Source organism: Type-C symbiont of Plautia stali (genome assembly GCF_059730935.1).
Genome location: NZ_AP035923.1, coordinates 3,410,966 through 3,422,601, shown reverse-complemented (window position 1 = coordinate 3,422,601; position 11,636 = coordinate 3,410,966). Strand labels below are relative to the sequence as shown.

At 56.7% G+C, this 11,636-nt stretch carries 11 protein-coding genes; 8 read left to right on the top strand and 3 right to left on the bottom strand.

Annotated elements, in window-relative coordinates:
• Nucleotides 1-75: 75 nt before the first annotated feature.
• Entirely contained in the window at nt 76-897 is an 822-nt protein-coding gene (locus AC6I7J_RS16205; RefSeq protein ID WP_215480860.1) for an alpha/beta fold hydrolase, read from the top strand.
• Between the two features lie 270 nt (nt 898-1,167).
• Here the strand turns inward: AC6I7J_RS16205 and treF are convergent, their stop codons facing one another.
• Together treF and AC6I7J_RS16195 are read right to left on the bottom strand one after the other, a co-directional pair.
• The gene (treF, locus tag AC6I7J_RS16200; RefSeq protein WP_058759659.1) at nt 1,168-2,826 is read right to left on the bottom strand and encodes an alpha,alpha-trehalase TreF; all 1,659 of its coding nucleotides are present in this window, start codon (nt 2,824-2,826) and stop codon (nt 1,168-1,170) included.
• Nucleotides 2,827-3,174: 348 nt separating this feature from the next.
• Nucleotides 3,175-4,029 (bottom strand): SDR family oxidoreductase, encoded by an 855-nt coding sequence (locus AC6I7J_RS16195; protein WP_058770640.1) that lies wholly within the window; start codon nt 4,027-4,029, stop codon nt 3,175-3,177.
• A gap of 101 nt (nt 4,030-4,130) precedes the next feature.
• On the opposite strand from AC6I7J_RS16195, the gene AC6I7J_RS16190 reads away from it, so the two are divergent.
• Nucleotides 4,131-4,502 (top strand): winged helix-turn-helix transcriptional regulator, encoded by a 372-nt coding sequence (locus AC6I7J_RS16190; RefSeq protein WP_021507610.1) that lies wholly within the window; start codon nt 4,131-4,133, stop codon nt 4,500-4,502.
• A gap of 22 nt (nt 4,503-4,524) precedes the next feature.
• On the opposite strand, the gene yghX is transcribed toward AC6I7J_RS16190, so the two are convergent.
• Nucleotides 4,525-5,415 carry a YghX family hydrolase gene (yghX, locus tag AC6I7J_RS16185; RefSeq protein WP_215480862.1) on the bottom strand — a complete coding sequence of 297 codons (891 nt, stop codon included), beginning with the start codon at nt 5,413-5,415 and terminating at the stop codon, nt 4,525-4,527.
• A 568-nt stretch (nt 5,416-5,983) separates the two neighbouring features.
• Here yghX and AC6I7J_RS16180 point away from each other — a divergent pair.
• The 6 genes from AC6I7J_RS16180 (at nt 5,984) to nhaA (ending at nt 11,611) form a co-directional block, all read left to right on the top strand.
• Nucleotides 5,984-7,408, top strand: coding sequence for a cytochrome ubiquinol oxidase subunit I (locus AC6I7J_RS16180; protein WP_125308900.1), 1,425 nt, complete (start codon nt 5,984-5,986; stop codon nt 7,406-7,408).
• Nucleotides 7,409-8,413, top strand: a complete 1,005-nt coding sequence (cydB, locus tag AC6I7J_RS16175; protein ID WP_021507607.1) for a cytochrome d ubiquinol oxidase subunit II — start codon at nt 7,409-7,411, stop codon at nt 8,411-8,413.
• Nucleotide 8,414: 1 nt separating this feature from the next.
• Nucleotides 8,415-8,582 (top strand): DUF2474 domain-containing protein, encoded by a 168-nt coding sequence (locus AC6I7J_RS16170; RefSeq protein WP_021507606.1) that lies wholly within the window; start codon nt 8,415-8,417, stop codon nt 8,580-8,582.
• A gap of 399 nt (nt 8,583-8,981) precedes the next feature.
• Nucleotides 8,982-9,848 carry a helix-turn-helix domain-containing protein gene (locus tag AC6I7J_RS16165; RefSeq protein WP_150360677.1) on the top strand — a complete coding sequence of 289 codons (867 nt, stop codon included), beginning with the start codon at nt 8,982-8,984 and terminating at the stop codon, nt 9,846-9,848.
• 251 nt (nt 9,849-10,099) lie between these two features.
• Nucleotides 10,100-10,243 (top strand): hypothetical protein, encoded by a 144-nt coding sequence (locus AC6I7J_RS16160; protein WP_498006164.1) that lies wholly within the window; start codon nt 10,100-10,102, stop codon nt 10,241-10,243.
• Nucleotides 10,244-10,432: 189 nt separating this feature from the next.
• Complete coding sequence (nhaA, locus tag AC6I7J_RS16155; RefSeq protein WP_031279712.1) at nt 10,433-11,611, top strand: Na+/H+ antiporter NhaA; 1,179 nt, start codon at nt 10,433-10,435, stop codon at nt 11,609-11,611.
• Nucleotides 11,612-11,636: the final 25 nt, after the last annotated feature.

Genomic DNA, 11,636 nt, shown 5'->3' with positions numbered 1-11,636 from the left:
CTGCTTTAGGTTTTTCCAGCATCCCACGCTAGTTTGATTGCCAGACACAACATCACTGACTAACGGAGAAAAAACATGAGCACATTCAAGACTAAAGACGGCGTAAACCTGTACTTCAAAGACTGGGGCAAGGGGCAGCCGGTGCTGTTCAGCCACGGCTGGCCGCTGGATGCCGATATGTGGGACAGCCAGCTCAACTTCCTCGCCGAGCGCGGCTACCGCGTCATCGCGTTTGACCGCCGCGGCTTTGGTCGCTCCGATCAGCCGTGGGAAGGCTACGATTACGACACTTTTGCCGACGATATTCACGGCCTGATCGAGCATCTGCAGCTGGATGAGGTGACGCTGGTGGGCTTCTCGATGGGCGGCGGGGATGTGTCGCGCTACATCGGTCGTTATGGTACCGCGAAAGTGAAAGGACTGGTGCTGCTGGGCGCCGTTACCCCGATTTTTGGTAAAACCGACGATCACTCGGAAGGGGTGGAAGCAGCGGTGTTTGACGGGATCAAAGCGGGTTTGCTGAAGGATCGTGCGCAGTTTATCAAAGAGTTCGCCACGCCGTTTTACGGCACCAACGCGGGCCAGACGGTTTCCGATGGGGTGCTGACGCAGACACTGAACATTGCGCTGCTGGCGTCGCTGAAAGGTACGCTGGATTGCGTGACCGCGTTCTCTGAGACGGATTTCCGTGCGGATATTGCGAAGGTGGATGTGCCGACGCTGGTGATCCACGGCAGTAACGACCAGGTGGTGCCGTTTGAAGCCACCGGCAAGCTGGTGCATGAGATGATTGCGGGTTCGCAGCTGAAAGTGTATGAGAATGGCCCGCACGGTTTTGCGGTGACGCATCAGGACCAGCTGAATGCGGATCTGCTGGCGTTTTTGCAGGGGAATTGAGGGGGAGTGCGTTTTTTCCCCTCACCCTAACCCTCTCCCGCACGCGGGAGAGGGGACCGATCGAGCGGGGGATTGGCTCTTGAATTAACCTGGGCTGTCTCAGTCCTGCATATGGCAGCGTTTCCCACTCCCGGTGGGAGAGAGGGCCGATCGAGTGAACTATTAGTTCATTAATCACATATGGCAGCGTTTCCCTCTCCCGGTGGGAGAGGGCCAGGGTGAGGGCATCAGGCCGCAGTATCCCGCCTGTTACCACACCCAACCGCATTATCAGTCCGCCAGCAAATGCCCGTACATCGCCAGCAGGCGACGGGTGACGCCGTTGGTCCAGCCGAAGCCGTCCTGCAGCGGATACTCACCGCCGCCGCCCGGGCGGGCGCGATCGCCGCTGATATCGTACTTCTCTACCAGCTTATGGTGCAGCGAATAGAAATTCTTCACCGTGGTCAGCCAGTTGACCGCAATCTCGGTTGCCAGCGTCTCTTCACCGTAGTTATTCAGTCCGACCACCGCCATCCACTGCAGCGGTGCCCAGCCGTTGGGTTTATCCCACTGCTCGCCGCTCTCCACCATGGAGGTCACCAGCCCGCCCTGCGTCAGCAGCAGCTGGCGCAGCGCCACCGCCTGCAGATGCGCCTGCTCGGGTGATGCCAGCCCCAGGAACAGCGGTACCACCGCCGCTGCGGTAAAGGCACCAAAGCGTTCACGTCGCCAGTCGTAGTCGCGGTACACGCCAGCGGTGTTGTCCCACAGATAGCGATGAATCGCCTGCTTGCGCGCATCCGCCTTCTTCTGCCACGCCAGGCCGGTGAGTTCTTCGCCCTTCGCGTGCGCCAGCGTCGAGATCATCAGCTCCAGCTTGTAGAGAAACGCATTCAGATCCACCGGAATAAACTGGGTGGTGCGAATGCTGGCCAGACGCTGTGGATCGCGCAACCAGCGCGAAGAGTAATCCCAGCCGGAAGCGGCACCGGCGCGCAGATCGCGATAGACCTCGCTGGCCGGCCGACGCGATTTGCTGGCGGTTTCCACATCTTCCATCCACGACTCATCGCGCGGCGTGTCGCGATCGTCCCAGTAGCGGTTGAGCAGCGAACCATCCGGCATGCGCACCACGTGGCGATAGGCCTGGTGCGGCATCAGCTCGCCGGCTCCGTCCATCCAGAACTGATACTCTTTCATCAGCTGGTCAAGATAGCGCTTCGCGCCGCGAATGCCGTCCTCTTCAAACAGCTCGACCATCAGCGCGAACACCGGCGGCTGCGAGCGGCTGAGGTAATAGGTACGGTTGCCATTCGGCACGTGACCGTAGTTATCAATCAGCCAGGCGAAGTTGTCCGCCATATGACGCAGCAGATCGTCGCGGCCCGCTTCGGCCAGTCCCAGCATGCTGAAGTAGGAGTCCCAGTAATACGTTTCACCAAAACGCCCGCCGGGCACCACGTAGGGCTTCGGCAGCGGCAGCAATGACGAATGCGGTAAATGCTGCTGCGGCATTTTGGTTAACACTGGCCACAGATCGTCAATATGCTCCGTCAGGGTTTTATCCGGATTGGAAACATAAAAACTCTCATTGACCTGCGGTAAATAAAAATGCTCGTGGACAAATTTTTCCAGGTCGAACTCCGCCGAACGTTTGCGGCGGCGATAGCGGATTAAAATATCCAGCGGATCGAATTTAGGCGCGCAGTCCGGAAACGTTTTGCTGTCGGCAAAAATACGTGACGTCTGCACGTGCTCAAACAGCTCCAGATAGCGATCGGCAGGCGTCAGCGCATCAGGCGCAGGCAGGCCTTCGATCAGCTCGGGTTCCGGCTCCGAATCCTGCATACCTTCGCGGATAAACTCGTGAGGATCGTATTGATACCCCAGATCAGCATGGGCTTCGTGTTCTCCGAAAGCTTGACGTTGCTGGTGGTTAGTATTAATAGCGGCCTCCTGAAATTGCCTGGTTGCTCAAAGGACAAATTATAGATCTCTGACCCGATGAGACAACAATGCGAAATATCTATGAACGTAATAAATCTTGTCGATTGATCGGCTATTTTAGGCTTTTTTCAGCGAATACAACGCCCTATATTTCAGGAATTGAAAGCAGTGTTTCAGATGAAGCTTTAAATAAATGAACAGATTTATCTGTAAATAAGAAAATCGTCAGTGATAACGGCAAAAAAGCGGGAAGAGGTTGATCATTTGATGGCAAACGAGACGGGGAAAAGAGGGCTTTTCGTCGCCCTCACCCCGGATTTCACCGCAGGTGAGGGCGCCATCAGCGCCTTACTTTGCCAGCGTGGCCTTAATTACCGCGGCGAACGGTGTGGTCGGGCGGCCAATGAGTTTGCTGAGCGTGTGACTGTCGTCGAACAGGGCACCCTGAGCGGCACCGGCGTCGGAATCCGCCAGCAGTTCGGCCAGCGGCGCGGGTAAACCGGCTCCGATCAGCGCCGCGCTGAACTCCGCAGGCGGCAGGTTAACGTACTCCACCTGTTCGCCGGACTGGCGGGCGATCTCCGCACTGAATTCTGCCAGCGTATAGCTGTCATCGCCGGCCAGTTCGTATACTTTGCCGGCCTGATCGTCACGACTGATCACCTCTGCCGCCGCGGCAGCATAATCCTCGCGCGCCGCCGACGCGATGCGCCCGTTGCCCGCCGCGCCGATAAAGGCATGATGCGCTAACGCCGGTGCGATGCTGGCCGCATAGTTTTCGCTGTACCAGCCGTTACGCAGCAGGGCATAAGGGATGCCTGAAGCCTGCAGCAGCGCTTCGGTGGCGCGGTGTTCGACGCCCAGACCCAGCGGCGAGGTATCGGCATGCAGCAGACTGGTATACGCGATAAATGACACGCCCGCCGCTTTGGCGGCATCAATCACCGCCCGGTGCTGGGCTTCGCGCTGGCCCACTTCGCTGGAGGAGATCAGCAGCACTTTCTGCACGCCGGCAAAGGCGCCCTGCAGCGTCTGTGGCTGGTTGTAATCCGCGGTACGCAGCGCGACGCCGAGCGCCTGCAGGTCCTGCGCCTTTTCCGGTGAACGTACCACCGCGATGATCTCGCTGGCCGGTACTTTTTTCAGCAAGGCATTAATCACTAAACGGCCCAGTTGGCCAGTGGCTCCGGTAATCGCAATCATGGTGTTTTTCCTCAGGTTGAACTGGTATGGAAACAGCCTACGAGATAAACTAACTTTTAGTAAGTACTTACAGATTTGTTAGTTTGAGCGGAGTGATGTAAATGGCTGAAAACCTGAGTGATAAATTTTCCCGTGGTGAATTGCTCAATGTGAACTGCCCGTCACGTGAAGTGTTAAAACGGATTACCAGCCGCTGGAGTGTGCTGGTGTTACTGGCGCTGCGTGCTGAGACGCTGCGCTTCAGCGAACTGCGCCGCCGGATTGGTGGCATCAGTGAACGCATGCTGGCGCAGACGCTGCGCTACATGGAAGAGGATGGCTTCATTGAGCGTATCGCTTATGAAGTGGTGCCGCCGCACGTGGAGTACCGGCTGACGGCGCTGGGCCATGAGGTGGAAGGGCAGGTCATCGGCCTCGCCGACTGGCTGGAAAGCAATGTCCACCGCATCATTAAAGCGCCGCAGACAGCGTGAGTGCCGTCGCGGCGCGCCAGGCTCAGGCGTGCAAATATTTCTCAAACCAGCCGAGTGTGCGACCCCATGCCAGTTCTGCGGCAGCTTTGTCATAGCGTGGCGTTGAGTCGTTGTGAAAGCCGTGATTCACGCCGGGATAAATATACGCTTCATAGGTTTTGTGGCTGGCTTGCAGGGCGGCTTCATAGGCTGGCCAGCCTTCGTTGATGCCTTTATCCAGCGCGGCATAGTGCAGCAGCAGCGGCGCCTGAATGCGCGCCACATCTTCCGCTTTTGGCTGGCGGCCGTAGAACGGCACGGCGCAGGCCAGCTCAGGAAACGCCACTGCCGCCGCATTTGCTACGCCGCCGCCATAACAGAAGCCGGTGATGCCGACCTTGCCGTTCCCCTCGGGATGCTGCATCAGGAAATCGACCGCCGCGAAGAAATCGTTCATCAGTTTGGCCGGGTCGACTTTGGCCTGCATCGCGCGGCCCTCTTCATCATTGCCCGGATAGCCGCCCAGCGAACTTAAGCCATCCGGCGCCAGCGCGACATAGCCCGCTTTGGCGACCCGTCTCGCCACGTCTTCAATGTAAGGATTCAGGCCGCGATTCTCGTGTACCACCACCACGGCACCCAGCTTGCCGCTGGCGTGAGTCGGGCGCACCCGATAAGCGCGTACCTCGCCATGTCCCTGGGGCGACGGGTAGTGAATGTATTCGGCGTTGATATCAGGGTCGGTAAACGACACCTGCTCTGCCAGCGCATAATTGGGGCTCATGGCGCTGAGCAGGGTGGCTCCGGTCATGCCGGCGATGGTGAACTTCGCGGCCAGCGAGAGAAACTCGCGCTTGCTGATGCGACCGTGCGCATAGTAGTCATAAAGCTCAAGCAGTTCCTGGGGAAAATCCTGGGCGGTAAGACGGGTCATAACCTCTCCTTCGCTGATTAACCGGACTGTGCTGCTTTAACAAAGCACAGCCTGACGCCGCTGGCAAATGCCATGCCCCATCGGGTTAATGCGCGATGGCTCACAGAATGTCACCGAAAGACAGCAAATTAATTTCTTTTTGGTCTATAAAAATTATCTTTTAATTAACAAAGTTTCTTTCTGGCGACTGTGCAGGAAATTTTACAGCGTAACGTGAAGGTGCGGTCCTCTGCCGTTTTGTCTGGCGCAGTAATTAACAGCTAAATTAGCCAGTTACCAGATTAACGCCTTTTCCTCTCGCTCTGCTTAATAACAAGATTGTCACAATAAATCACGGGCTTTAACCTTAACTTAGTGATTTTAAACAAGTAGTTTCTGGTGAAAACAATGATCGAAATCAAAAAATACTGTTATAGTTTTAGCCATTCCCACTGTTTCTTTTTGTTCTCGCCGCTTGCCTTACAATTGGCGTGAATCTCTTTCGACGTCACGAAATAATAATTTTGTGCGTCAACCTTGTTAATTATAAGTAAAAATTCGGTGCAATCTTGTGGCAAAGAGGTAAGCAATGTTTGGATTAGATGCCTTCCACCTGGCCAGGATTCAGTTCGCCTTTACTGTTTCCTTCCATATTATTTTCCCGGCCATCACCATCGGTCTCGCCAGTTTCCTGGCGGTGCTCGAAGGCATGTGGCTGAAAACCCGTAACGAGACCTATCGCGATCTCTACCACTTCTGGTCCAAAGTCTTTGCCGTTAACTTCGGTATGGGCGTGGTGTCCGGGCTGGTGATGGCGTATCAGTTTGGTACCAACTGGAGTGGCTTCTCGCAGTTTGCCGGCAGTATTACCGGTCCGCTGCTGACGTATGAAGTGCTCACCGCCTTCTTCCTTGAAGCGGGCTTCCTCGGCGTGATGCTGTTTGGCTGGAACCGTGTTGGACCGGGCCTGCACTTCTTTGCCACCTGCATGGTTGCGCTCGGCACTATCATCTCGACCTTCTGGATCCTCGCGTCCAACAGCTGGATGCATACCCCGCAGGGCTACATCATAGAGAATGGCATCGTGGTGCCGCAGGACTGGTTTAAGATTGTCTTCAACCCGTCGTTCCCGTACCGCCTGTTCCATATGTCGGTGGCGGCCTTCCTCGCCAGCGCCTTCTTTGTTGGCGCGTCTGGCGCGTGGCATCTGCTGCGCGGTAACGATAACCCGGCAATCCGTAAAATGTTCTCCATGGCACTGTGGATGGCACTGATCGTGGCGCCGATTCAGGCGATGATCGGCGATGCGCACGGCCTGAATACCCTTGAGCATCAGCCAGCAAAAATTGCGGCGATTGAAGGCCACTGGGAAAACCCGCCGGGGGAAGCGACGCCGCTGATTCTGTTCGGTATTCCGGATATGGATGAAGAGCGCACCAAATATGCGCTGGAAGTGCCGTACCTCGGCAGCCTGATTTTGACCCACAGCCTGGACAAACAGGTCCCGGCGCTGAAAAGCTTCCCGAAAGAGGACCGCCCGAATTCGCTGGTGATTTTCTGGTCGTTCCGCGTCATGGTGGCAATGGGCCTGCTGATGATCACCCTCGGCGTGCTGAGCCTGTGGCTGCGTTACAAAAAGCGGCTGTATAACTCCCGGCCATTCCTGTGGTTCGCCCTGCTGATGGGCCCATCCGGCCTGATCGCCATTCTTGCCGGCTGGTTTACCACGGAAATTGGTCGTCAGCCATGGGTGGTGTACGGCGTGCAGCGCACCATTGATGCGGTGTCGGCGCATGGTGATTTGCATATGAGCATCAGCCTGCTGGCCTTCATCCTCGTCTATTCGTCGGTGTTTGGTGTCGGCTACGTTTACATGATGCGCCTGATCAAGAAAGGTCCGCTGACCGGCGAGGGTAAAGATGTGCGCCACGGTGGTCCGGGGCAGGGTAAAACACCTGCGCGTCCGCTTTCTGCGGCCCATGAGAGTCTGAACGAACCGCAGGAGGGTAAATAAATGATCGATTTCTCCATTATCTGGTTCGCCATTATCGTGTTCGCCACCCTGATGTATATCGTGATGGATGGCTTCGATCTTGGCATCGGTATCCTGTTCCCGTTCAATAAAGATGCAGTTGAGCGCGACATGATGGTGAATACCGTTGCGCCGGTCTGGGATGGCAACGAAACCTGGCTGGTGCTGGGCGGTGCCGGTCTGTACGGTGCGTTCCCGCTGGCCTATTCGGTGATTGCCGATGCGCTGGCTATTCCGCTCACCGCGATGCTGATTGGCCTGATTTTCCGTGGCGTAGCGTTTGAGTTCCGCTTTAAGGCCACCGAAGAGCACCGCGCGTTCTGGGATAAATCGTTTATTGCCGGCTCGCTGCTGGCGACCTTCAGTCAGGGCGTTGCGGTCGGTGCGATTATCGATGGCTTCCCGGTGAAAGGACGCGAGTTTGCCGGCTCGGCGCTGGACTGGCTGGCGCCGTTCCCGCTGTTCTGCGGCGTCGGTCTGGTGGTGGCGTACGCGCTGCTGGGCTGTACCTGGCTGATCATGAAAACCGAGCATGAGCTGCACCGTAAGATGTCCGCGCTGGCGACGCCGCTGGTGATCGCGCTGCTGCTGATTGTCGGCATTATCAGCCTGTGGACGCCGTTCACCCACGATGCGATTGCGCACCGCTGGTTCAGCCGTCCTAACCTGTTCTGGTTCCTGCCGGTGCCGGTGCTGGTGCTGCTGTGTTCGTGGGGCATCGTGCGCGCCATTAAGCGTGAGGCGCACTACTCGCCGTTCCTGCTGACGCTGGCGCTGGTGTTTCTCGGCTTCTCCGGCCTTGGTATTAGCGTGTGGCCGCACATTATTCCGCCGTCGATCACTATCTGGGACGCCGCGTCACCGCCGCAGAGTCAGGCCTTTATGCTGGTCGGTAGCTTACTGATTATTCCGGTGATTCTGGGTTACACCTTCTGGAGTTACTACGTGTTCCGCGGAAAAATCAAAGCCGACGAAGGATACCACTGAGATGCAAACCGAGGTCAGCAATATGAACAACCCCACTGAAACGAAAGCCCCCTGGTGGAAGCGCGTGCTGTGGTTAGTAATCATCTACGGCGCAAGCGTGCTGGCACTGGGCGTGGTGGCATCACTGTTTCGTATGATGATGACGGCAGCGGGCATGCGTTCGCACTGAGTGGTCGATGAGGGCAGGCACGCCTGCCCGGTGTTATCGGTCGCCATTAATGGCGACCCTACAGGTGATGCACGATGTTACAGGGTGCGCATTAATGTGCACCGATCATGTGTCGGCTCATCAGATTGGCCAGCATTTGGTCGCCATACATGGCGCCCCGACAGAGTACTGGCACGCTTTTCGTAGGGTGCGCATTGATGCGCACCGATATGAATCGAATTATCAATGCCTCTCATGCGCGATGCCGTTAAGACGATAAAAGGTTAGTCACCTAAGCAATTAATGCTTTTCCCGTCTCGCTGTCTTTACTCTTCCTTACGTTATCCATACGATTTTGTTATATTTATGTGACGGATTACGCAAAAGCACCGCCTTTCCCAACCCATTCAATTAAAAAAAATGCTCAGCCTGAATCTGAAAAAACAGTACATCAACGATCTGGTGGACTGGATCGAGGCCAATCTGACCGACGAGCTCAACATCGATCTGATTACCCTGAAATCCGGTTACTCCAAGTGGCACATGCAGCGCATGTTCAAAGAGATGACCGGCCAGACGCTGGCCTCGTACACGCGCAAACGTCGTCTGACGCTCGCTGCCATGGCGCTGCGCCTGACCAGCATGCCGCTTATTGATATCGCCGTGCGGTTTGGCTTTGATAATCAGCAAAACTTTACCCGGGTGTTTAAAAGCCACTTCGCCATGACGCCAGGCGCTTATCGCCGCATCCCTGAGATGCAGATGAAAGACTTCCACAGCCGCATCTCAACCCAGCGGCAGTGGGTGAGTGCGCGCCTGGCAGAGAAGCCGGAGCTGAAGCTGTGCGGAGAAGTGATTGAGTGGGAGTGCCGCTTCGGCGAATACATTGACCACCATAATCACGTGGTGGCGCAGCATACGCGTGATTTCATCGCCTTCGCCGGCCAGCATGTGCAGCGCGGCTGGCTGGGTTTCCAGTTCAGCCCGGGGGTTAACTCCAGCGATCAGCAGCATATCAGCATGTTCCAGGCGCTGGAGAGCCAGTACGCCGACGTGCTGACCGGCAATGTACAGAACTGGACCGGTGAAAGTGGACTGTATGCAGAAATTGACTGGCATGGCGCGCCGGAAGAGATCAATGCGTTCACCGCAGAGGTGTACTACAACCATCTGCCTGCGCTCGGCGTGGCGCGGCGGCCGGGCAAGGACCTGATTAAGCTCGATCTCCGCTACAGCACGCCGGATCTGCTGCAGGGCACCTTTTACATTCCGGTCAAAGTCGGATAATGCATAAATCGTGCGGTAAACTGTGATAAACCGCACGATTTTATAAATTCCTGCGCCTGAGTGGCGTAAAATCCTTCACTGAAACCTGACTGACCGTGGAAAACACTGTTTGCCACCTCTCAGGCTGGATCATCACCTGCATGCCTGGTCCATTCCGGACCGTTATAGTGAAAAGACAAAAAATTATGCGACTTCTACCGTTGTTACTTTCAACAGCGCTTGTGGCGTTTTCCGCGCTGGCAAGTGCCCAGATGGCTAAGCCTTTCTCACCGCCAGGCGGTCTGCATCCGCATCAGCCTCACTGCGCCCAGCATGAGATTGCCGGCGATAATGCGCTGCCACAGCAGCGTACGGATGACGTGACGCTGCTGACCTGCACGAACCACCAGGCCTGACGGCGCGCTACCTGCTTAACGACCAGCGCCGTATTGCGTCCGTCCGCTTTTAGCCCTCCCACCGCTGCAATACGCCCGGCCTGGCGAATAACTCGAAAATCCCGAGCAATAAACGAGACATAAGCTGCTTTTAACGAGGTGTTACAGCGGCTAAACTTCTCCACCAAATGTCTCTGCTCAGGAGGAGTTGTGAACAAACCCCGTAGTATTCGAAGCTTGCTGAAAAGCTTTATCGAAAGTGACGCCAGCAACGGCATGGTGCTGATTCTGGCGGCGGTGGCGGCGATGGTGCTGGCCAATAATGCCGCCACCGCGCAGGGCTATCAAAACCTGCTGGCGGAGCCGGTACAGATTCGCTTCGGCGCGCTGGATATCAGCAAAAACCTGCTGCTGTGGATTAACGATGCGCTGATGGCGCTGTTCTTTCTGCTGATTGGCCTCGAAGTGAAGCGCGAACTGATCAGCGGCGAGCTGGCCAGCCGCGATCGCGCGATCTTCCCGGTGATTGCTGCGCTGGGCGGCATGGTTGCGCCGGCGCTCATTTTCCTGCTGTTCAATCATGATAACGAAGTTGCCCGCAACGGCTGGGCTATTCCCACGGCCACCGATATCGCCTTTGCGCTCGGCGTGCTGGCGCTGCTCGGCAGCCGGGTACCAGCGGCGCTGAAAGTGTTCCTGATGGCGCTGGCGATCATTGATGACCTCGGTGCCATCGTGATTATTGCGCTGTTCTATACCAGCGATCTGTCAGTGTTGTCGCTGAGCGTGGCGGGCGGCGCTATCGTGCTGCTGGCGATCCTCAATCGTTGCGGCGTGCGCAACATCGCGGTGTATATGCTGGTGGGCGTGGTGCTGTGGACCGCGGTACTGAAGTCCGGCGTGCATGCCACGCTGGCGGGCGTGGTGGTGGGCTTCTTTGTGCCGCTGGAGGAGAAAGAGGGACACTCACCGGCTGAGCACCTGGCGCACGGCCTGATGCCGTGGGTGAACTGGCTGATCCTGCCGCTGTTCGCGTTCGCCAATGCCGGCATCTCGCTCAGCGGCATTACCTTTGGCGATGTGCTGTCGCCGGAGCCGCTTGGCATTATCCTCGGTCTGCTGATTGGTAAACCGTTAGGTATCACGCTGTTCTGCTGGCTGGCGGTGAAGCTGCGGCTGGCGGCGTTGCCAGGCAGTACCACCATTCGCGACATTATGGCAATCGGCGTGCTGTGCGGTATCGGCTTTACCATGTCGATCTTCATCAGTTCGCTGGCGTTTGATGCCGCGCATGAACAGCTGGTGACGTTCTCGAAGCTGGGCATTCTTAGCGGTTCACTGCTGTCGGCGGTGATAGGTTATACGCTGCTGCGCATCAAACTGCGCTAATAAGGAGAGGCGCAAGCCTCCTTTA